Annotated in this window: 19 protein-coding genes; 7 read left to right on the top strand and 12 right to left on the bottom strand. The window is 59.1% G+C overall.

Annotated features, from left to right (window positions below; all coding sequences use genetic code 11):
* Positions 1-11: 11 nt before the first annotated feature.
* The 3 genes from MTX78_RS03460 to MTX78_RS03470 all read right to left on the bottom strand — a co-directional run bounded on the left by MTX78_RS03460 (position 12) and on the right by MTX78_RS03470 (position 3,894).
* Positions 12-1,736, bottom strand: coding sequence for a DUF1800 domain-containing protein (locus MTX78_RS03460; protein WP_243799935.1), 1,725 nt, complete (start codon positions 1,734-1,736; stop codon positions 12-14).
* 296 nt (positions 1,737-2,032) lie between these two features.
* The gene (locus MTX78_RS03465) at positions 2,033-3,193 is read right to left on the bottom strand and encodes a trypsin-like peptidase domain-containing protein (protein WP_243799937.1); all 1,161 of its coding nucleotides are present in this window, start codon (positions 3,191-3,193) and stop codon (positions 2,033-2,035) included.
* A gap of 110 nt (positions 3,194-3,303) precedes the next feature.
* Positions 3,304-3,894: an RNA polymerase sigma factor gene (locus MTX78_RS03470; RefSeq protein ID WP_243799939.1), complete on the bottom strand. Its 591-nt coding sequence runs from the start codon at positions 3,892-3,894 to the stop codon at positions 3,304-3,306.
* Positions 3,895-4,031: 137 nt separating this feature from the next.
* On the opposite strand from MTX78_RS03470, the gene MTX78_RS03475 reads away from it, so the two are divergent.
* Together MTX78_RS03475 and MTX78_RS03480 are read left to right on the top strand one after the other, a co-directional pair.
* Complete coding sequence (locus MTX78_RS03475; RefSeq protein ID WP_243799941.1) at positions 4,032-4,283, top strand: hypothetical protein; 252 nt, start codon at positions 4,032-4,034, stop codon at positions 4,281-4,283.
* A 240-nt stretch (positions 4,284-4,523) separates the two neighbouring features.
* Complete coding sequence (locus MTX78_RS03480; protein WP_243799943.1) at positions 4,524-4,718, top strand: hypothetical protein; 195 nt, start codon at positions 4,524-4,526, stop codon at positions 4,716-4,718.
* A 34-nt stretch (positions 4,719-4,752) separates the two neighbouring features.
* Here MTX78_RS03480 and MTX78_RS03485 read toward each other — a convergent pair whose 3' ends face one another.
* The 5 genes from MTX78_RS03485 to MTX78_RS03505 all read right to left on the bottom strand — a co-directional run bounded on the left by MTX78_RS03485 (position 4,753) and on the right by MTX78_RS03505 (position 12,737).
* Positions 4,753-6,552, bottom strand: coding sequence for a hypothetical protein (locus tag MTX78_RS03485; RefSeq protein ID WP_243799944.1), 1,800 nt, complete (start codon positions 6,550-6,552; stop codon positions 4,753-4,755).
* An 87-nt stretch (positions 6,553-6,639) separates the two neighbouring features.
* A complete protein-coding gene (locus MTX78_RS03490; protein WP_243799946.1) occupies positions 6,640-8,889 on the bottom strand; it encodes a DUF4175 domain-containing protein in 2,250 nt (749 codons plus the stop codon).
* Positions 8,886-10,694 carry a BatA domain-containing protein gene (locus MTX78_RS03495; RefSeq protein WP_243799948.1) on the bottom strand — a complete coding sequence of 603 codons (1,809 nt, stop codon included), beginning with the start codon at positions 10,692-10,694 and terminating at the stop codon, positions 8,886-8,888. The genes MTX78_RS03490 and MTX78_RS03495 overlap by 4 nt, the downstream gene beginning before the upstream one ends.
* A gap of 24 nt (positions 10,695-10,718) precedes the next feature.
* Complete coding sequence (locus MTX78_RS03500; protein ID WP_243799950.1) at positions 10,719-11,594, bottom strand: DUF58 domain-containing protein; 876 nt, start codon at positions 11,592-11,594, stop codon at positions 10,719-10,721.
* A 165-nt stretch (positions 11,595-11,759) separates the two neighbouring features.
* Positions 11,760-12,737 (bottom strand): AAA family ATPase, encoded by a 978-nt coding sequence (locus tag MTX78_RS03505; RefSeq protein WP_243799951.1) that lies wholly within the window; start codon positions 12,735-12,737, stop codon positions 11,760-11,762.
* Between the two features lie 337 nt (positions 12,738-13,074).
* Between MTX78_RS03505 and MTX78_RS03510 the strand changes: the two genes are divergently transcribed.
* Positions 13,075-14,202: a glycerophosphodiester phosphodiesterase gene (locus MTX78_RS03510; RefSeq protein WP_243799953.1), complete on the top strand. Its 1,128-nt coding sequence runs from the start codon at positions 13,075-13,077 to the stop codon at positions 14,200-14,202.
* Between the two features lie 128 nt (positions 14,203-14,330).
* Here the strand turns inward: MTX78_RS03510 and MTX78_RS03515 are convergent, their stop codons facing one another.
* Entirely contained in the window at positions 14,331-15,287 is a 957-nt protein-coding gene (locus tag MTX78_RS03515) for a 1-phosphofructokinase family hexose kinase (RefSeq protein ID WP_243799955.1), read from the bottom strand.
* A 187-nt stretch (positions 15,288-15,474) separates the two neighbouring features.
* Here MTX78_RS03515 and MTX78_RS03520 point away from each other — a divergent pair, with 187 nt between their 5' ends.
* From MTX78_RS03520 to MTX78_RS03535, 4 genes are all read left to right on the top strand, one after another.
* Positions 15,475-15,726, top strand: a complete 252-nt coding sequence (locus tag MTX78_RS03520) for a hypothetical protein (RefSeq protein ID WP_243799956.1) — start codon at positions 15,475-15,477, stop codon at positions 15,724-15,726.
* Positions 15,719-16,210 (top strand): DUF2243 domain-containing protein, encoded by a 492-nt coding sequence (locus MTX78_RS03525; protein WP_243799958.1) that lies wholly within the window; start codon positions 15,719-15,721, stop codon positions 16,208-16,210. Before MTX78_RS03520 ends, MTX78_RS03525 begins: the two co-directional genes overlap by 8 nt.
* 110 nt (positions 16,211-16,320) lie before the next feature.
* Positions 16,321-17,052: a DUF72 domain-containing protein gene (locus tag MTX78_RS03530; RefSeq protein WP_243799959.1), complete on the top strand. Its 732-nt coding sequence runs from the start codon at positions 16,321-16,323 to the stop codon at positions 17,050-17,052.
* Positions 17,053-17,125: 73 nt separating this feature from the next.
* Positions 17,126-17,644, top strand: a complete 519-nt coding sequence (locus MTX78_RS03535) for a GreA/GreB family elongation factor (protein ID WP_243799961.1) — start codon at positions 17,126-17,128, stop codon at positions 17,642-17,644.
* Positions 17,645-17,710: 66 nt separating this feature from the next.
* Here the strand turns inward: MTX78_RS03535 and MTX78_RS03540 are convergent, their stop codons facing one another.
* From MTX78_RS03540 to MTX78_RS03550, 3 genes are all read right to left on the bottom strand, one after another.
* Positions 17,711-18,646 carry a D-2-hydroxyacid dehydrogenase gene (locus MTX78_RS03540; RefSeq protein WP_243799962.1) on the bottom strand — a complete coding sequence of 312 codons (936 nt, stop codon included), beginning with the start codon at positions 18,644-18,646 and terminating at the stop codon, positions 17,711-17,713.
* Positions 18,647-18,773: 127 nt separating this feature from the next.
* Positions 18,774-19,079 carry a YMGG-like glycine zipper-containing protein gene (locus MTX78_RS03545; RefSeq protein WP_243799964.1) on the bottom strand — a complete coding sequence of 102 codons (306 nt, stop codon included), beginning with the start codon at positions 19,077-19,079 and terminating at the stop codon, positions 18,774-18,776.
* A 230-nt stretch (positions 19,080-19,309) separates the two neighbouring features.
* Positions 19,310-21,736, bottom strand: a complete 2,427-nt coding sequence (locus MTX78_RS03550) for an alpha/beta hydrolase family protein (protein ID WP_243799966.1) — start codon at positions 21,734-21,736, stop codon at positions 19,310-19,312.
* Positions 21,737-21,933 lie beyond the last annotated feature (197 nt).

A 21,933-nucleotide genomic window follows, 5' to 3' on the forward strand; every position in this document is an offset into this window, starting at 1 on the left:
TTGGTTGCTCTTCAGCTAAGATGATATTCAGCCAGCCCCATCATGGTGCGTAGCAACGAACGAAGCTTGCTTTCAACGGCCGCTCGGCGGGTGGCATTGGTGGGCGCCGCTAGGTATTGCTGCCACTCTATGGTCCACTCGAAATCGGGCAGGCCAGGCAGCAGGGTGTCATTGAGGTACGTGAGCTGGTTGGTGGTGAGGGTGATGGGCAGTAGCAGGTTGGCCAGCTCAGCAATCAGCAGGTTGGGGTCGGCGGCCGTAGCAGGCGGCAGCGTCAGTACCAAGTCAATCGGATTGATCTTGATGTTAGCGCCGTTGCGGGTGTAGCCGTTGGTGCTGATAAAGAGGTCGGTGAGCTGGTTGCGGCGGGGCAGCGTCACGGCGTTGATCCACATTTCATAGTACTGCGGCGTTTGCCAGTAGGCGGGCCATCCGGCCACATTCGGTGGGTCGCCGAGCAACTGCTGCTGCACGTTGGTAATAGTGTTGAGGTAGTCCCACATGCCGTACTGGGCAACAAGGTTGCTGGCTGGCGGAAACGTCATTTGGAGCTGGCGGCAGGTGCCCACCGTGAAATCAAGCGGACTTTTTATCACGCAGCCCATGTTCACGGCATCATAAAAATGCTCGCTGGAAAGCAAGGCCCGCAGCACTGGCTCCACGTTGTAGTTGCTGGCAATCAGCAGTTGCGCAAGCGGCTGAATCACCTCCGTTTCGGTGGTGGCGTCAATCACATAGTACACAAACCACCGGTAGAGCTTGCGACACAGAAACTCAGCCGTTTCCTGCTGCGCAAAAATCAGGTTGAGCAGAGCTTTGTATTCTTGGTCGCCAAGGTTGGCAATGGTGGCGTTCTGGAAAGCGGCGCTGAACTGCTTGGTGGTGGTATTGTGGCGCGAAGCCGTGTAGTAGCCCGCTATGGTCGTGGTATTGTCGCGCCAGCCGGTGAGCACCTTGGCCGCGGCTTGCACATCGGCCTCGGTGTAGGTGGTGTAGTTGCCAGGCCCAATGAGCGGGCCTTTCCCTACCGTAAACAGCTCTAACAGCTCGCGGCCGTAGTTTTCATTGGGGGCGTTGGCGGTGCTTTGGTTGCCGTTGAGGTAGCGTAGCATGGCCGGGGCCACTGTCACGTTTTCAGTGAGTTGCTTGATGTTGCCGAGCGCATGCTGCCGCAGCAGCGTACAGTAGTGGTAGCCGTAGCGGGCATCGTTGATGTCGCCAAGCTCTATCACAAAATGGTTGTGCCAGAAAAGCGTCATCTTCTCTACCAGTGAGGTGCTTTGCCCCAGCAGCAGCCCCATCCACCACGCCCGCAACGACGAGCGTCGGGCTCCTTCAAAGGCTTGTTCGAAAGCCTGCGTCACCCACGTCTGGCCCTGTGGTACGCTGGTATCCGTCGCCGACACATTGACTGGTGGTGCGGGGGCGACGGGGGCCGTAAGCAACCCGTTGATTACTTGTGCCAGGGTCTGGCTGGCCGCCGTGTTGATTTCCGCTCGCGTGGGGCCAAATAGGCAGCGTCGAAGCAAATGTGCCGCCTGCGTTTGCCCCCAAGGACCCGTGTAGGGCCCGATACCCGCGGTGGAGCGAGGCTCGGTGGGCAAGCGGGTGTTGGCGTAGCGGCTGATTGTTTCGCCATCGGTGGGTTCATTGCCGGAAGCAGGGGGCGCCATCACTGCTGTTGCTGGGGCTGCTATGGTGGCGGCAGGTTTGCGGAGGAAAGCTCTGCGGTTCATAGGCAGCAAGGTAAAAGAGGTGGCAAAGGCAATAAGTGACTATCAAGTAAAGTATTGCAACAGCTATTAGCAAACTGTCTACCAAGGACTTATTTGAATAGTGAAATTTTACTGCATGAATCTTTTTAAGATGCTACCACTTTCTTACGAATGTGCTCGGTGCACTCCAAGCAGTGGCAACAGGGCAGATAGAGCGCAACAAAAAAGCCCCACCGAAAACGGTGGGGCTTCTAGGTATAGAGGTATTCTATGGGTTACGGATGTGGGTGAAGTGCGGCACTTATGGCCTTACCGCTTCACTCATACACCTTCACCACAAACACGTAATCTTGCAGCTTGCGAATTTGGTTGGGGCGCGAATTACCGGCCAGTTGGTTGCCACGCGGCAGGGCGTACGGATGCCCAGTCCCCGCCGCCGACAACGAATCGACGAGCTTCATCAGGTACGACGATTTGGTAGCAAAGGCCGCGCTTTGCACGTCCATCTGCCGGCCGCTGATAACCCCAATCAAGTTGCCTCGCTCATCGAGAAGCGGACCGCCTGAGTTGCCGGGGTTCACGGGAATGCTGATCTGATAGAAGGCAGAGTCACCCTCGAAGCCCGAGCGGGCACTTAGCGAGCCATCATTGAAAACAAGGTCTTCGCGGGGATAGCCTATCGTGTATACTTTCTCGCCCAAGTCGGCGGTGCCACGCTTAAACGAGTACGGCAAGCGGCCAAAACCCTGGAAGTCGGTGTCCTTGATGCGCAGAATGGCAAGGTCGTGGGCTACGTCGGTGAATACGGGTTCGGCGCGGAAGCGCTGCCGGTCGCGGCCTTCGATTAGCAGAGAATCAGCCCCCTGAATCACATGGTAGCTGGTGACGAGGTAACCATCGGCCGTGAGAGCAAACCCGGTGCCGCTGAACTTGCCATCTTTGGCCGTTTCAGGCGCATCGCCCTGGCCTTGGATGGCCCGGTTCATGGCTCGTTGCGTGCGCTTGATGCGCTCCACTTCCCGGCGCAGCACAGTGTAGCCGTATAAGGACGGCTTCTGCGAAGCGCGCCACCACTCGATACCAAGCAGCGTGGTGAAGACGGCCATAACGGCTACCGAAGCGGCTACCATCATGGTAGCACGGTGGCTCTGCCAGAATTCCCGCAGCTTCAGTTCGGTGCGCGAAATGTGCAGCGTTGGCATGGTTGGGTGGCCGGTAGCCAGCACTTCCTCTTCGGTATGCAGCTGCACGGCCTGTTCGGCATCAATCTCGGCCTGAATGGCCCGCAGCTTGCGGCGCGTGCTCAGGCGCTGGCTGTAGCTGTGCAGCGTAGAGGTTACGTCCTCAAATTCAGAAAAACGCTGCGCCAGTGCCGGATCGGCAGCTAAGCGGCGCTCCAGATTCAGACGGGCTGGCGTTTCCAGCTCCCCCTGTCGGTAGGCATCAAATAAAGCGTAATAGTCTGCTTCAGTCATCATGGCATTTGTGTGGAACTAATAAGCAGGAGCGCGACACCAGAATGCGCTAGGCACCACTGTTTTGTGTGTTCTACTCTCGCTTCTAAGCCCTCAACTATAAGTTCCCCCTTCTAAGTTTCCGACTCTTGGTGATGGGTGAAAAATAGCTTTTTCAACCGCACCAAGCACTTGTACTTCTGGTTCTTGGCGTTGTCGGCGTTGGTGTAGCCGAACTCCGTCGTGAGCTGCTGCATCGACTTGTCGAGCAGGTAGAAGCCTTCCAAAAGAGAACGGCACGGCTCGCCAATCAGGTTTAAGGCTTCGCTCATAGTGGCAAAACGCCGGTCCCGCTCTTCAGCCTCCACCAAGTCCGCTTCAGCACCGGTTTCGAGGTAAGGTTCGTGGTCATCGAGGTGGCCGCCAAAGCGGGTTTTCTCGGTGAGCCGTTTCAGCCACAGCCGACGGCACACGGCGTAGAGGTAGGTCTTGATTTGGCAGCTAAGCTCTAGGGAGCCGTCGCGTACTTTTTCGTAGAACACCATTATCCCTTCCTGATACACATCCTTGGCTTCGTCTTCGGTGCCGCTATTTTGCAGCACGTAGTGCGAAATCATGGGGAGGTGCAGCCGGTAGAGTTGCGCCAGGGCCCGGTCGTCGCCGCAGCGGATAGCCGCCACAAACTCGTCATCGGTGTAAGAATAAGAAGCAGTGGCCTTCGCCATTCACTTTAGAGGTTAATACAATGAAAGAAGCGCGGTAACCCGCTCTGCAAAATAATTTTTACTGTCGGGTTACCTTTCCTATTGCCGAGTATAAAGGGCGCTTTTTTTAGACAAAATCTTTTCAAACCTACAACCAAATGAACAACCTGCTGAAAGTATCCGCTCTGTTTTTCGCCGTATCCTTGGCCTCGTGCGAATCAAAGCCTGCTACCGAAGCTGGTGCTGAAGCTACTAGCACCGAATCTACGACTACTACCGAGACTACGGCTCCTGCCATGGACTCGACTGCTATGTCGGCTGATACGTCTGCAACCGCTGCTCCAGCTACCACTGAGTCGACTACGACCACCACAACCACGACTGCCCCAGCTACTGAAGAGCAGAAGTAAGGAGCTGCCAAGCAATTGGCACCCCTACGTAGTGTTGAGCCCGGATTCCTTGGAGTCCGGGCTTTTTACTTTCCAACGGGTGTTTGTTCTAACGTCTTGGGTGTGGTAATACGTACAGAAATCCCGGTTATTGAAAAATAAATCATGTTATATTATAATATATAGAAACTTATATCTAACATTGGTATACGTTTCTGTCGGCTACTCCTAGCTGGTTGTTGTTTTATTCACCTACCAAAAGTGTCCATTCATCTCATTGCTAGCTTTCTAGAACTGGAAAGCCATTCTGAAGAGGCCAAGCCTACCCAAGTAAATTTACTGGCTGAAACAGCAGCTCACCCCCTACAGCTCGGCGGTGCACTGCCAGCCAGCGCCCTCATCATTGGGGATACCGTGTACGACCTGCTAGGCGGGCACCCCGATATTCGGTACTAGCACAGCACCTCGGGGCAGACCGTAGTTGGAGCGCCTACAGCTTTTCTTCGAGCCATAGAAAACCGGCAGCCAACAAGAATAGCGCAAAAAACCATTCGAGGGGCCAAGGCTCTGAACGTTGAAGGGCTGGTAGGGGAGTTGCGGCTGACGTAAGCCACGGAAAGGCGCTTTGTGCCCGGCGCTGCACCTCGGGGCCCTGCCAATCAGCAGGCGCAAACACATAAAACCACTGGGTTGGCTGGCCACTCAGTTGAATTTGTTGCCAACCCACGGTGCTAGGCCAGTACGTAGCGGTGCTCCATTCCGGCAATTCAGGATCTTGGCGCAAGGGCAGGCGGGCCAGCGGCGTGCTAGTACTACCAAGCACCACCGGTTGCTGGGTGGGAAAGGCTGCCGCCAGCCGAAGCGCAAGCGGCAACTGCGGGCGCGGCCACGGATCAACGAGCGTCCAGCGGGTAGCAGGGGAGACAGGACGGGCAGCGGCGCTTAGCAAGCGGCTCCAATAGCTTTCGTAGATGGTGGATGCGTTTTGCAGCAACCAGGGATATGTCTCGGGGAGGGTGGAAATGACCACGCTGCCCAAACCCATCCGTTGACTGGCCGCTACCACTGCTCCTGAACCTGCCAGCGTCACCAAAGAGCGGGCCGCGCCAGACAGCCGGAGCGTGCTCGGGACCAGAGCGGTGGCCAACGGCGCATCCGGCCACTCCACACGCTGGGGCCGACTGGGGTTGCCGTTTTGCACCACCAATTGTACTGCGGCGCGGCCGGGCACGGCGGCCGGCAGCGAGGTAGCTTCGGCTAGCACCACCACCCCTAGGCCGGCGCCACGCTGGGCGGCGCGGAGGGCCTGGGCTTCGGCAGCTGGTAGTGCTGCCAGCACGCTGGCTTCGGTTACCACTACATCGTAGCGGGCTAGCAGGGCGGGCGTCAGACGGCTTAGGTCAGCGGTAGGCTGGTTGCTGAAATCGGTTTGGGTGAGGCCCCGGCTGATACCGGCCCGCCACGCCACCATGTGCTGACGAGCTGCCAGATGATTTTTCAGAAATTTCAATTCGAACGAAGGCGTGACGGCCAGCAGCAACACCCGTAGCGGGCGAGGTGCTACCACCTCTAGCGGCACCGGCTCCTTGGCCAATAGCTTGCGGCCTGGTCCGGCCGAAAGCGTAGCTACCAGCCGCCCGGCCGTTTTGGGTACGTAACGCAGCCGGAACGCGCCGTTGCCCGCTGGTAGCCGCACCGAGTCGCGGGTAGTACCCGCCACCTGTAAGCGCACCCACACCGAGTTCGACGTGCGTGCTGCCGCAAAATAGCCTTCCAGTAGCAGCGGCTGTCCTAATTCCAGTGTGCGGTTCCAGTGAGCGGAGCGGAAGCCCGTAAGCGGAGCAGGCATGTGCTGCACCAAGCGCACAGAACCAAGCGCGGGCAGGGCCGCCGCTGGTAACCCACGGCCTACCAGGTGCAGGCGCTGCAACGCGGGCATGTGCTCACGTAAGGTTGTGAGGCTGTGTACGGCGGGGGTGTCACTCGGGGCCGGGGCACTGCCGACGCTGTAGCGCCACACGCGGGTACGCGCCCCAAAACGACCAAGCAACGCCCGCAAGGTGTCGGGTTGGTAGCCTTCCGTTAGCAAAATGGCTTCGGCCTGAGGCACTGCTATGGTGCGTTGGGGAGGGTAAGCCGTCAGCCACAATCCGGCTACTGCCAGCAGGCCCGCCAGCAGCCGGACGCCGCGCCGCCGAGTATCGGGCCGGCGCCACGCGGCCACCGACAGCGCCGCGGCCAGTAGCAGACACCCCACAAGCAGGACGTAATACATAAGCTGATCAGGCATACAGGTTGATTGACATCAGGAACACAGCCAAAACACCAGTGGTGAATGCTAGTGAATAAATGGAGTGAAAATTCGAAAAATGGGCTGCTAACGGGAAGTCAGATTTTGAAAGTAGCGCTGGCTAAGTTGGCTGCCGCTGCTGGTGCGGACCGGAGCAGCTGGCGGTGCGGGAAGCAACGCCGTAAGGGCCATTTCGGCCGGTGCGAAACAGGAAGTGCATGCCGTGTGGCCCGTGCGTGCATCGGTAGCCAACTGGCGCAAGGCCCGCACAGCCGCTAGATAGGCGCCGGGCTTTTGAAGTGCCGCTTGCGCTACAGCTTGGCCAGCCCGCTCCAAGGCCACCGCATCGGCGGGGCGCGCTGGTTGGCCCGCTCGCAGGGCGGCAAGCAGCCGCAGCGCTTCCCGGATTTCGGGTTGGGTGGCAGGCTTGGTGGTTTGCTGCTGCAAGCGCGGTGTGGCAGCACCAGCTAGGTCGCCGGAAAGGCGGGCCGTGGCTTCGGGCAATACGGGCGGCTCAAATCCCGATTTGCGGACATACGCCCGGGTCTGTTGCTGCACTTGCTTGAGCAGGCGTAGGGCGCGGTACTCGTAGGGGCGGGCTTCGGCGGGCTTTGCCAAGCGCAGGCGTAGTTCGGCTTCCCACATTTGGTTGAGGACTCCTCGAAGCTTGGCTTTCACGGCAGGTTCCAGAAAGTCGGCAGTTTCTTCGTCGTCGTGGCGGTGCATGTAGGGCTCCATCAGCTCGGCGTTGTTGCTGGCAGCTTCGCCGCCGGGTGGGGTTGCCGCCGCCGAATGGTCGTGGCCGTCGTCAGCGGAGTGCGCGGCTTCCCCGGCGTGTTCCTGGTGGCTTGAGTCGGCATCGGCCGGCGGGCGCGGGGCTGCGGCCCCGGATCCGCTTTCCGATTCTTCGCCCAAAAACTTGCCGTAGCGCAGCCGCAGCATCTTTTGGTCGAAGCCTAAGTTGTTGGCTCGCTCCGCGAAGGTGGCGGCCGGCAAGCTGGCGCGTTCGGCCATTAGCTTCTCGGTGTCGATAATAATCTGGCGTTGGCTGCGGAAATAAGCCGGCACCACGTTTACGCTCATCGACATATCCGTGAGGCCGTCTTGCACCGTGGTGTCTTCCCATTGCACCAGATACGTGTCGGACCGGGTGAGGTGGCGGGCGTTGTCGCGGGCCCGCACGTAGAAGTACACTTCGTCGCCGTAGGTGAGGCCCAGGGCTGGCAAGCGAAGGGTGGTGCTTAACGTGGCTTGGCGGGGCTGGCCGCGGAGCTGGCTGGTTAGGGTGGTAATTACTTCCTTGAACTTCACTGCCTCGCCCTGGCCTTGAGCTACCGTGGCAACCAATTGGGCTTCGCTGAGGCCGTAATCATCGCGCAAGGCTACCCGCACCGGCACCGATGACGACTGCCCGAACTCGATAAGGGTGTACGGCTTGGGCGTTTCGATTTTCAGGGTGGGAGCCTGGTCGGGCACCACATCCAGGGCATAGTCATCCGAGGTTTGCCCCGCGAAGCGCAGGCGGTAAAGCGTTGAAACGGTTACGGGTAGCTCCACCACAAATTCCGTAGGCTGCCCCGCCACTGCCCGAAAAGAGTAGCGCTTCGACCCCAATTCCAACATGGGCGCGGCACCCGCGGGCCGGTTGACGCGCGCCGTCCAGCGCACCCGCGACCCAGCCGGACAGCTAAAAGAAAGGCTACCCGGGGTGAAAGCCAGTCGGCGGGTGTAGGCAGGCGGTAAAACCCGCAAGCGGGTATCCAGCAACTTCGGGGCCACCGGCTGGCCGGGCCTAGTAGGGGCATCAGCAGCGGGAAAATGCACGGGTAAGGCCGCCGCTGCTACGGGTGCAGTGGGCCGATATAGCAAGGATGCCGCTGCCAGCAACAGCAAAGCGCCCGTTCCAAACAGCGCGGGCCGCCACGAAAAATGCAGCAATTGTGGGGTGTCGGCTTGTAAGGTTTCAAGACGAGTTTGAATGCGTTGCTGCTGCAACTGTTCCAGCAAATTCAGCGGCGCCTGGCTGCCTTCGTCCCGCAACAACAGGCCGGTGCTGTCTTCTAGCGCAGGATACAGTCGGTCGAGGCGCTGTGCTAGGGCCACTAGCCGGAGTTGGCGCAGCCGGTACACCCCGTAGACTCCACCCAGTAGTAGGGCGGCCAGCAGCCCTCCAAACAGAAGCGAGGCTGCGGGCCAATGCCGAGCCCAGGCTGCAATAGCCACGGCCGCAGCCACCAGAGGCAGCAGTAAGGCCAGCGTACGGCGGTTGGCATCGCGCTGGCCTAGGTTGTGTAGTAGCTGGCGGCCCGGAGCAGAAGATGTAGCAACAACACTCATAAAGACGAAGTAGAGGTAACCGAAGTACGCCGGCTGGCCAGCCACCGCTCCACCCCAAACAGGAGCAGCGCCGCTAGTACCGCCCAGGGCCGCAAATCGGTGGTTGAAGTCGCCTGACGAATGGCGCTGGACGGAGAAACAAGTGGTTTCGAGGCCTGAGCAGTAGAGGCAACAGGCAGGTCAACCGAAGTGGCAAGCTGACGAGCGTCTAGCTGGCGGAGGTCGTCGGTAGGGGCGGAAGCATCGGGCTGCGCTGAGGCCGGCCGCAGCAGCTGCAAGAACAGCTCCGGTAAGGCAGGGCTGTCGGGGAGGCCGCTCCAGGTGGGTTGTAGGCGGGTTGCGAGGTGGTAGAAGCTGCCGGTGCCGCTAGGCTGGCGCGTGAGTAGTGCGCGGCCGGTGCCATCTTGCCATACCACCAGCTTGGGGCCCTTGGTTGCTGTGGTGGCGGTGGTATCCATGCGGCTGATGGCGATGGGTGGAGCAGTAGCTAGGCCGGTAAGGTTCAGCTCGGTTTCCACTTTGCTGCCGGCGCCGGCGGCTTCCTGCCAAAGCTTGGCGCCCTGCTGCACCTGTGCTTGCCAGCCGGCCGGGGCAGGTGAGCTGCTGAGCCAGAAAAGCCAGTCGGGCGTGGTACCGGCAGCGGTGGCATTGGGTGAGCCAGCCGTTATTTCCAGGCGTTGCGCCAAGCCAATAGCTGCTGCTTGCAATGCCGCCCGCACATAACGCGCCGACTCGGTGTGTGACGCATCCGCATACAGCACCACACGCAACGGGTTGGCTAGCACCGGCACGCCCGTGCGCCCGGGCTGCTGAACAGTAGCGGGTTGGTTGGCTTGGGCGGGCTGGTAATGAAGTTCCGGTAAGCCGGCTACGTTCAGGGGTGCCGTGCTGCTGGGTAGTGCCTGCTGCACCGTCCGGAACGTGGTGGCGTCTTCTCCACTGCGCCCCACCAGCAAGCGTAGCGTACCGGGTTTGGATACTGCCGCAGCGGCCAGCCACACCACCGAATCGGGGAGGGGCACGGTTTGCCAGGTTAGTTGCGTTGGCAGAGTTGGGCGAGGGCCTGTGAAGTGTCGACGCGCTGCGCCGGAAACAACGCGGATTGGTTGGTCTGGGAAAGAGTCGGTAGCTTGTTGGGCCCGTGCCCAATAATCGTCGGGCAGCGGGGAGACTGGCGTTTGAGCAGCCTTGCCCGTTTGCGCTGGTTGGCTGGGCGCAATGGCTAATCTGGCCAACGAATCGGGGCTGGCCCAGGCTTGGGAAGACACCACTCGGAAGCCCGGCGCGAACAGGCGCAGCGCATACCCCCTACGGCGCAACGAGTCCAGGCTGGGGCGCAGGGCGGATAGTACATCGGGGCGTAGCACCTCCGGCGCCAGCAGCACCTGACCACGCACCGGCTCTTGCAACAGCGACTGTCGGCGGAGGGGTTGGGCTACGGCCAGCGCCAGCAGTGCCAGTACCGCGGCACGCAACAGCAGCAGCCATACTTGCTCGAGGCGCAGGTTGCGGAGCCGCCGATTGGCCGCGGCCGCCAGCCAGCGTACACTACCTACCTGCACAGTCCGTCCTGGCCGACGGTTCCATAAGTGAATGGCCAGCGGCACCAGTAGTCCCAACAAGGCCAGCAGTCCGGCCGCAACATCTTGGAGGCTATAGGAGATGAACGAAGACAAAGCAGGTAATGGATTAGGTGAGTTTGGGCACGCCCACGGATGTACTGTTGCTTGGGGCCGGTGCGAAGCTGACGGCTGTGCTGCATCCACGGCGTATGGCTCCAGGCCCGACGACGCAACGCTTGCCATGGAGACAGAACTCGGTAGTCCTGTTCATGACAGCAGGGCTCTTCTCCGCAAGAACTCGCGCATGGCGCGGTCCAGCGGGTCGGCAGAGCTAAGTTGGTGGTAGTCGAAGCCGTGGCGGCGGGCTTGCTGCGCCGTGGTTTCCAACCACGCCTGTAGCTGCTGCTGCCACGTTTTGCGCTGCTGGTCGGCATCGAGCTGAAGGCGTTGCCCGGTTTCAAGGTCCTCGAACGTAACGGCGCCCCGGAACGTGAATTCCAACTCATTGCGGGCCAGCAGGTGCAACAGCAGTACTTCGCCGGAAGTGGCCCGCAGGCGTGTCAGTAGCGCTTCAATTTCCGATTCTTGCTCATACAAATCACTAACGCACACGGTAAGGGCACGCTGACGACGGGCGGTGAGCGGAGCCAGCACACCAGTATCGGGGAAGGTGCCGGCCGCCTCGGTGCTTTCCAGGGCGTGGTAGAGGCGGGCCAGCTGGCGGGCATCGGCGCGCGGTGGCAGGTGCTGTAAGCCGGCCGGGTGCAGAATAGTAAGCCCCACGGCGTCGCCTTGCGCGGTGGCCAGATAAGCCAGCGCCGCCAGCAGCAGGCGAGCATAATCAAGCTTGCGCAGGCCGTTGTCGTCGCGGTGGTTCATGCTGGCTGTAGCATCCAGTAGCAAGTGGATGGTTAGGCTGGTGTCTACTTCCGACTCGCGCAGATAATACCGGTCGGAACGGGCGGCCAGGCGCCAGTCGAGGCGGCGCAGGTCGTCGCCAGGCTGGTAGGGGCGGTATTGGCTGAACTCCATGCCCACGCCGTGGCGGCGGCTTTGGTGCTGCCCATGCAGGAAGCCTTCTGCCGCTTGTTTGGCGGCTAGCGGCAAGTTGCGCAAGGCGTAGAGAAGTTCAGGAGAAAGCATTCTGTAAAAACTGAGAAATGAGAGCTTAGAACCTAGAAGGACGTGCAAATCACGCAGTACGCTTGCGTGTAAGTAGGATAGAATAGCTCGTAAACTCCTCGGTGCAGTGAGCTTGCCGGTGGTCCAGTACCCCGAAAATCCGCTCTGAACTCTTGCCCCTTGGTTCTATACGGACACAGCTTTCAGCAACTCCCGCACTGCGTCGTCGGCAGTCAGGTTTTCAGCTTCGGCGTTGAAGTTGAGCAGTACCCGATGGCGCAGCACGGCCGGTGCCAAGGCGCGGATGTCTTCCAAGGTGGCAGCAAACCGGCCTTGCAGCAAGGCCCGGGCTTTGGCGCACAAAATCAGGGCTTGGCCGGCGCGCGGGCCCGCTCCCCAGCGGCCATAGTCTCGAATGAATTTCACCTCAGACGTAGCGGGGCGTGTGGCGCGCACCAGGCGGTTGACAAAGCCCAACAGCTCGGCACTCAAGCTCACCTGCCGCACCAACAGTTGCAATTCGCGCACGTCGGCGCCGCTAAGCACGGAGCGCACCTGGGGGCGGGCCGTGCCGGTGGTGCCGCTCAATACGGCCAGCTCTTCTTGCTCGGTAGGGTAGCCGATGCGGATATACAGCAAAAACCGGTCGAGCTGTGCTTCCGGCAGCGGATACGTTCCCGACTGTTCAATGGGGTTTTGGGTAGCTAGCAAGAAGAAGGGCTTGGGCAACGCGTGCTCCTGGCCGGCGTACGTGACATGGCCTTCCTGCATGGCCTCCAGCAATGCTGCCTGGGTTTTGGGAGGAGTCCGGTTGATTTCGTCGGCTAGCACGAGGCTGGCGAAGATGGGCCCTTCGTTGAACTTAAACGAGCGGTGGCCGGTGCCGTGGTCTTCTTCCAGAATCTCGGTGCCGAGAATATCAGTCGGCATCAGGTCTGGGGTGAACTGAATGCGGCGGAAAGGCAGGTCGGTGGCGGAAGCCAGGGTGCGCACGAGCAGGGTTTTGGCCAGGCCCGGCACGCCTTCGAGCAGCGCGTGGCCCCCGGCCAGCAGCGCCACGAGCACCTCATCTAGCACCTCGTGCTGCCCCACAATTACTTTGGCAATTTCTTCGCGTAGCGGTGGCAGCTTGGCCAGGAGGCGGGTTACGTCTTGTTCGGTCACGCAGTGGAGTTGGAAAGCGAATACAGTACACTAAAGTCTGATTCGTGGGGACAAGGCTGCTTCTGGTTGGTGCTTTTAACAACAGAGGCCCTGAAAAATACCCCGAATAAGCGTTCCAAATAGCTGAAAAAGCTGTTTCCCCCTCGAATCGGAGGCCATGATACGCAACAACATTGGTATAACCTGCGCGGAAGTTTGCACTTGCCAGTGCCATCATAGCAACCAATTTCGTAATGTAGCCTTAATCAAGGAGTGACGTTGGAGTTCAATTTTTGTGTTGAACTATCCTACTGATCGAGCCATGAGAAAAACTCTTCTACTTCTTACTGCCGCGTGTATGCTCGGAACCAGTGCTTGCCAAGACGACGACGACAGCACCATGCACTACAACACGCTCGACGGCCGGCCGCCCCTGGTGGTGGCGCACCGCGGCGCCTCGGGCTTTTTGCCAGAACACACGCTGGAAGCCTACCAGCTAGCCATCGACCAAGGTGCCGATTTCATCGAGCAGGACTTGGTGCTAACCAAGGATTCGGTCCTGATCTGCCGGCATGAGCCTTTCCTATCTGGCACCACCAATGTGGCCGAGCTACCTCAGTTTGCGAGCCGCAAAACCACCAAGGTGCTGGATGGCGTGCCGGTGAATGATTGGTTTGCCAGCGACTTTACTTTAGCTGAAATCAAGACCATCAAAGCCAAGCAGCCCATGGCCGACCGGCCGCAGCAGTACAACGGCCTGTACAACATTCCTACCTTCCAGGAGGTAATCAACTTGGCGAAGGCACAGACGCTAGCCAAGCGCCGCATCATCGGTATCTACCCGGAAACCAAGCATCCTACTTTCCACGAAAACTTGCAGTTGCCCCTGACCGCCAAACTCATGGAGGCACTCACAGCGGCTGGCTGGAACAGCCGCGTTGCGCCAGTGTTTGTGCAGTCGTTTGAAGTCAGCAACCTCCGCGCCATCCGCAGCCAATACCATTCAACCGTACGCCTCGTGCAACTCTTGGACGCTGACGATGTAGATGCCAACGGTAACTTGGTTATGCGGGCACCCTACGCGCAGCCATATGATTTCGTAGTGGCCGGCGACCCTCGAACCTTCCTCGACTTGTCGACGAACGTGGGGTTGGATTTCATCAAGACCTACGCCGATGCCATTGGCCCCTGGAAGCCGTACATCCAGCCTTACCGGTCGGGGGCTATGACCTTGTTGCCCGCCACCAATCTGATTGCGCGGGCTCACTCACGAGGGTTGCTTGTGCACTCCTTCACGTTCCGCAACGAACCCCGCAACTTGCTGCCCGCTTACAACAACGACCCCCTCAACGAGTACAAGAACTTCTACAATCTGGGCATCGATGGTGTGTTCACCGACTTCACGCCCACTGCAAGAGATGCTAAAAACCTGATTTTAGCCAAGCCATCTGACCTTTCGTCTACGAGACAGGGCGACAAAAAATAACTGTTGTGAGTTACACTGCATACGCCCCGGCGCAATAGGTTATATCCTGTTGTGCCGGGGCGTATGCGTACGCAACGTCCTGCTGTTCGGTAGTCATGTTTCCTGCCGCAAGGGAGTAGGCTCCACGGCTAACTTAGGGCTTTCACTTCCGGCATCACTTCCAGCAGCCAATTGTAGAGCCGCTCGGCGTCCTCTTTCTTAAACAGCTCGGTACCTGGGTTCATGGTAGCGGCGGTGCCGCAAGCCACGCCCAGGCGCACGGCTTCCCGCACCGATTTGCCATTGGCCAGCGCATAAATAACACCCGCCACCATGCTGTCGCCAGCACCTACCGTGCTCCGTTTCTTCACGGTAGGCGCCGGAATGTGGTCCACGAGCTCATCGGTGACAAGGCAGGCACCCTGCGGCCCCAACGACACGACAATCAGTTGACTTTTACCTTCTCTGATCAGGGCTTTGGCGGCGGCGGCCACGGCGCGGCTGTCCACCTCGTCAACTCCAGCCATGCGGCTCAGCTCGCCCACGTTGGGCTTGATCATAAATACGCCCTCTTCCAGCACGCGTTCCAAGGCCGGCCCCGACGTATCGACGACGACTTTGGTGCCCACTTCGTGCGCTTGGCGTACGATAGTCGCCAGGAAATCGGGTTCGATGCCGGGCGGCAGGCTGCCGCTAACCACCAGGAAATCGGGCGCGGGCGTAAGGGCGCGCAGCGTTTCCAGAATTAGGTTTTGCTCGTCCGAGGAAACCTCGCGGCCCGGCATCCCGAACCGGTATTGCTGGTTGGTGGAAGAATCGACAACAATGAAGTTTTCGCGGGTCCAGTTGATGGTGGTAATGGGGTGTTGGTCGATGCCTTCCTGCGTAAGCAAATGCTGCAACAAGGTGCCGGCCGGTCCGCTAGCCGGAAATATGGCCAGCGAGTCTGCGCCGAGCCGCTTCAGGGCCCTCGACACGTTGATGCCACCTCCGCCTGGCTCGAACTTGGGGGGCGCACACCGCAACTTATGCTCGGCGACGATTTTTCCTACCGAAGTGCTTTTGTCTACCGTTGGGTTCAGGGTGAGCGTGACGATATGAGCCATAGAGAAGAGGAAGAAGCTGGAGTAAAGCGGCAACGGGCCAGGTGCTTTCTCTGTGTACTTGCCGTTCCGAGCTAAGTTGCAAAATCAGTTCATTTCACCTTAAAAGAGCCTCCGTTGCCCTGGCGCGCCCTTTTCAACAACCTCGACTATAACCTCGCTCCCCCGCCACTGCGTAGGGAACTAGCATATGGCAAGTGAAAAAACAAAGCTGCACTACCTCCGGATGGCTCTTCTCGGCTGGCTGTTGTGCTGGGTGGCCGCCCCTGCGTGGGCGTGCCGGGTGTGCCGCCCTCGGGTGCAAGCCACCATTCACGCTCCCGACTACAGTCAGAACGTGGTGCTGATTCTGCTGCCCGTGGCCGTGCTGATACTGCTGGGGGTAGGACTATTTTTTGCCGATTCACTGACTCGCCGTTTCACCTCCGCTCTGCATGAGTAACCGACCCCACCGCTCCCCGTTGATTTCTGCTGGTATCCTGATGGGCGCTGGCCTGGGAGGCTTCGTTGATGGCATTGTCTTGCACCAGATACTGCAATGGCACAATATGCTGTCCAACCGGCTGCCTCCCAATACGCTGGTAGCAGCCAAGGTGAATATGTACTGGGACGGCGTGTTTCATGCGGCCGTATGGGTCATGACCGCCATTGGATTGCGCATGCTGTGGTCGGTGGGCAAGCGGCACGATGTACCGTGGTCGGGGCGCACGTTTGGGGGGGCTTTGCTGTTTGGCTGGGGCCTATTCAACGTGGTAGAAGGCGTTATCGACCACCAAGTATTGGGGCTGCATCATGTGCAGGAGTACGCCACCAACAAGCTGCCCTGGGACTTAGCTTTCCTTGGGTTCGGGGTGCTGCTGCTGTTGCTGGGGTGGTCGTTGATGCGAGCCGGCCGCTACGATAGCGCCAGCCGCGGGAGTTACTAGCGGCGCTTTCTTACCGAGCCGTGCGTCGTTCTTGTCTCTAGGATTGAAGCTTGGCAGCCGACCACCGTTGGCTAGCCCGCACTGCTACTTCACTCTTTTTCCGTTGCGCTATGCCTGTCTGGCACATTGGCTGCTCTGGCTACCATTACCGTCATTGGAAGGGTGCTTTCTACCCAGAAAAGCTGCCGCAGCGCTTGTGGTTCGAATACTACAGTCAGCACTTCCAAACGCTAGAGCTGAACGTGACTTTCTACCGCTTTCCGCAACTTTCCTTTCTGCAGAACTGGCATCACATCAGTCCGGCTGCGTTCCGCTTTTCCGTGAAAGCGCCGCGCCTGATTACTCACTACAAGCAGTTCAACGACGTAGCTCAGCTACTGGCCGATTTCTATGGTACGGTGCAGGAAGGACTAGCCGAAAAGCTCGGTCCGGTGCTGTTTCAGCTCCCGCCCCGCATGGCGTATTCCGAAGATCGGCTGCAGCGTATTCTGGATAGCCTAGACCCCACCTTTACCAATGTGTTGGAGTTTCGACACCCCAGCTGGTGGGAAGGGCACGTGTACCAGCAGTTAACTCGGCGCAACGTAGCTTTCTGCGGCCAAAGCCACCCCCAATTGCCCGACGAGGTAGTGGCCAACACCGACGTGCTGTATTACCGCTTCCACGGCATTCCGGAGCTCTACAAGTCTCCTTACAGCGAAGAGTACCTGCGGCAAGTGGCAGACCAGATAGAAGCAACCAGTCAGCTCCGGGAAGTGTATCTCTACTTCAACAACGACATTGATGCCTCTGCCATCGGCAATGCCCGCCACATGCAGGCGCTAGCAAGCAGCAGCAAGTAGCCGCCCTGCTTACCAAGCCGCAGTGTGCAAGCCGGGCCTACAACCTACCGGAGTAGGCTGCGTTATCAGGTACATGAGCCGGGCATTTACCAAAGAAGACGATTCGCTAGAAGCACCTATTATTCCGCCCCGGCCGGCATTGCCGCCGGGCACGCCCAACTACGTGACGCCGCAGGGGTTAGAGCAGTTGCGCGCAGAATTGGCTGGCCTGGAAGCAGAGCGCACCCAAGCCAGCCACCGCGAAAACGAAGCCGACAGAACCCGGCAGCTCACCGTTCTTAATGCCCGCATCACGGCCCTGAACCACCGCATTGCCACCGCGAAAGTGGTGAACCCCGCCAACCAATCCCCCGACGAAATTCGGTTTGGAGCCACCGTGGTGTTGCGGACCCGTAGTGGCGGCACGCCGGGGTTCGAGCGGCGCTTCAGTGTGGTTGGCGTCGATGAGGCGTCAGTAATGGAGGGCAAAGTGGCCTTTGTAGCGCCTATGGCACGGGCTATAGCGGGGGCCCGCCTAGGCGAAACCGTCACGTTGCGCCTCGGTCCGAAAGAAGAAACGGTGGAGGTGGTTGCCATAGCGTACGAGGAGTAGCTACAGGTGCTGCGCTCACTTTCAACTTCGCTTGGGCACGCTTGCGTTCCTAGAACAGGCGTGGTGTTAGTAGCCCCGGCTTAGCTCCACTTCATTTTCCAACGGTTCGCCTTGGGCCAGATGCCTCAGGTTGCGCAGCAGGATATCCACTTTGCCTTCGTCTTCGCCGGGTTGGCCGCCGCCGCTGTGCTGCGTGAGTACCACGTTGGGTAGTTGCCAGAGCGGATTGTCGAGCGGCAGGGGTTCTTGGGCAGTTACGTCGAGGATGGCACCTGCTAGGCGCCCGGCCTGCAACGCGGCTATCAGGGCTGGCTCGTCGGTGGTGTTGCCGCGCCCTACGCTGGCGTACAGGCTACCAGATGACATGGCCTGCACCAACTCCGCCGAAAAAAAGTTTTCGGCGCTGCCTGGTAGGCAGTTCACTACAATGTCGGTTTCGGGCAAGACAGCCAGTAATTCCTCTTTGGTATGCAACTGTGCTTTCGGGTCGGTGCGGGCCAGAAACTGCACCGCACACGCGAAGCCGGTGAGCTGTTGCGCCACCGCTTGCCCAATAGCCCCACTGCCCAGAATAACCACGCGCTTCCCACGCAACAGGCCCAGTTGTTCGCGGATAGGAGCACCCACCCATTTCTTTTGCTCTTGCAACACCGCCAGTTCCGGAATATGCCGGTACCAACCCAAGATGCCAGCTACCATCGTCTCGGCGCAGGGCCAGGCAAAAAAGTCGCCTATGTTGGCCACCTGGGCTTGCGTACGCACCTGCTGGTACCGCTCGATGCCGGCTGAATCTATTTGCCAGAACTGAAGCGCCTGAGCCGGGGTGTCCGTGAACCACTGTACGGGTGGGTTGCCCAGCAGTACATCTGCCGCCTGGAAAGCAGCGGCTTGTTCGGCTTCGGGCAGGTCTTGGCGGAAGGTGGTGGTAGTGCCAGCAGGAAGCTCCCGGAGGAGGTAGTGGCGCGCGTTGTCGTTGAGCGAAGGGTAAACGAATAGGTGCATAGTGCACATACTACCCAAAGTAGCTGCAAGGTTGCGCGGCCGCGTGCAACAAGTGCCACGCCAGCAACCAACAAAAAGCCCCGCGCCAAGCGACACGGGGTTTTCAACAAACCAATACTATTGGTCTTTAGTCTTTTCTAGAGTACTGCTGATAGCGGACGGGGTCCTTTTTCTTGTCTTTCTTGCGGCCGATAAGGGCGCCACCTACTGCTCCGGCAGCCCCACCAACTACGGCCCCGGTTCCCCGGTCGCCTTTACCGGCAATAACGGCGCCAGCTACGGCACCAGTGCCACCGCCAATAGCGGCTCCTTTGGCTTTCTTGCTCCAGCCCTTTCTGGTAGCGGTTTGAGCTGCTGCCTCAGGAGCAGCTAAAGTGCCACCCAACATCAGTGCGGCGGACAACATAGTTACATATATCTTGAACGTTTTCATGGTGTGTAATTTTAGTGTGAGCGAGGTAAGCTGAACTGTATCCTGAAACGCAAGGTGCTGAAATGAGGTTGTACTCAAGTCATAATATTGTACAGAAAATAACTGGAATAGTGTTACAAGCAAGCTGGACGGGGTATGTGTCTCGTGGCGGGCAACCTGCCGTGCAGTACCGGCAAAAAAATACCCCCAAGCATTTTGCCCGGGGGTAGGTAAGAACAAGTGGCTACCAGCTACTTGGCCACTGACTGGTCAGTAGTAGACGACGAGGAGGCTTGCGAGGTAGTGGGCGTGCTGGTCAGGTGAGTTTCCAGCCAGGTGTTCATCTCCCGCAGTGCCTGCATGGTAGCTTCCCGGGTGGCATAGCCATTCGAGCCAGCTAGTGGCGCTACGTATTGCACCACGCTGCCTTGGCCTTTCAGCACGTTGTAGAACCGTTCGACTTCAGCGGTACCGGTCCCGGCTTGGCTGTCTACCTCACCGTTGACGAACAATAGCGGCGTTTTGATTTCGGCGGCGCTAGTGAAAGGCAGCAAGGCTTTGTAGGTGTCGGGTGCTGGCTGGCTGCTGATTTCTTCGCCTTGCGAATCGAACGGCGCTAGAGCCTGGTCGTAGCGGTCGGTGCGCATGATGCCTGCCCGGAACAGGTTGGAGTGCGCGAGTACGTTGGCCGCGATGCCTGCTCCGTAAGAATGACCCACAATAGCTACACGGGCAGTGTCCACGGCCCCGAGGCGCTGACCTTCCTTGATGGCTGCTTTGGCAGAGGCAACCAGTTGAGCGGTATACGCTTCGGTCGGCTCCTGCACGCCATCCGCCAACATGGGCATGCTAGCTCCCTGCAGGACGGCATAGCCCTGCGTCGTCCAGAACACAGGCGAGCCCCAACCCATCCGAACAAACTTATAAGGCGAGTTCTTCACTGGGCCAGCCTCTTTCTTGGCTTTGGCAACAACGGGGTTAACGTCTAGTAAGGTGGGGAGCGGGCCGTCTTCTTTCTTGTACGTGGCAGGCAAATACAACGTAGCCGTTAGCTCCACGCTGTCGGTGCGCTTGTAGGTAAGTACCTGCTTCTTGAGGTTGCTCAGGCTAGCGTAGGGGTTGGTGAAAGTGGTAAGCGGCGTAAGCCGGCCGGAGCGTGCTTCGCGCAAGAAATAGTTAGGAACTTCCGTCACCGATTCCCGACGCGTAATCAACTGGCGTCGGCTGGGGTCGAAGATGGCCACGGGCACCTCGTAGAACGGCGCCTCGGAGCGCCACCAGCGCACACTCTTTTTGGTCCGCACGTTGAGCTCGTCCACAAAAGGACGGTCGCCGTGTGGCGAAGCTCCTTTGCCAAACATATACACAATGTCGCCCTTGGCATCCGTTACCAGGACTGGGCGGCCTTGCTCGTTGTGCTTAACATAAGGCGTACCGGGGTCAGCGTACGTGTCCTCGGTTAGGCGGTCGAACAGCACGGCCAGGGAAGTCTTGGTGGCCAAATCCAGCGTCCACATCGTCTGCCGACGGTCAGACGAGCGGTGCCCCTGCACAATAGCCAGGTTGTCGGTGCCCCAGTAGATGTTGGCAAAGCGTAGCGGCAGGGAAGCCAATTCCAGGGGTTTGCCGTCGAAAGGAGACGCCAAGCCAAATATTTTGTCTCGGATGGGAGAGGCAGTTTTGGGGTTACCGCCATCCTGCGCCTCCACCCAGTACACGGTAGCGGGGGCATCTTCGCGCCAATTGTGGCTGCGCTGACCACTGGTCACCACATCAGGGGTGGCTGGCAGGCTCGTGATAAGCGGAATTTCCGCCAGCTCTTTCACCACCAAGCCTTCCATGTTCAGAATTTCCACCCGCACCGGAAAGCTGCTAACGGGCAGCGTAGTGGAGAAGGGGCGGTGCCGCGTCTTGATCAGGGCAAACTGCCCGTTTGGTGAAGGCGACGCCTGCTGGATAATACCAGGTGAACCCATCGGCTGCATGCGGCCGTCGATGCTTAGCTTCACCACCTGCGCCAAGGCGTAGTAGTTGAAAAGAAGCTCATCAGCGGGCGTTTTGAGCAGGCCTTGCGGCGTGCTAGCAGCTGGCGCGGCGCTGCCAGCTGGCGGGACAGGCGGTTCGCCCCGGCCCCCCACAATAGCGCGTACCAGTAGCGTTTTGCTGTCCGAAACCCACTCGTAGGAAGAGCCGAATATGCCGTTCAAAAACAAGTTGGGCGCTAGTCTGGCAGAAGCCGATTCCACATCGACAATCCACAACTCGATGTGGTTGTTTTTGGTGTGGGTGAAAGCAATTTTGGTGTTGTCTGGCGACCAGGTGACTTCGCTGATGCGCGGCTTAGCAGGCAAGCCTTGCACCAGCAATTCTTTGCCGTTGGGCAGGTGCTTCAGACGAAGAGCAGTGGCGTAGCTTACCCGGCTCGGGCCGTTGGTGCGCGGGTTGATGCGCAAGCCCGCCAAGCGTAATTCTGGCTGCTGCATATCGGCAGCGGTGGGCAATTCTTGCACATCCATCACCAGCCGCCAAGCCCCATCATGCGAAATGCTGACCTGTGGCACTGGCGAAATTTCGGCCAGCGTGGCAATGGCTTTGGGGAGGCTCTGGGTTGGCAAGTCCTGCGCCTGACTCGCAACACTTAACAAACTCAGCGCAAGCAAGAGAAAACGTTGGTTCATAAAAACAAGTAAGTCGGATAATTCCGTGGCAAAAGTCGGAATAAAATTCCGTGATTTCACTTTTTGCACTTTATTACTTGCTGGTTTATAGTGTGATACACTAGGTATCTGTACTATTCAACGATTAAATTGTTGTTGCCTCAGGTTGAACTTTTCTATCTTTTCATTGTGCGGCACGGGCAATGTTTTGGCAGATA

The organism is Hymenobacter tibetensis (assembly GCF_022827545.1).
Lineage (GTDB): Bacteria > Bacteroidota > Bacteroidia > Cytophagales > Hymenobacteraceae > Hymenobacter > Hymenobacter tibetensis.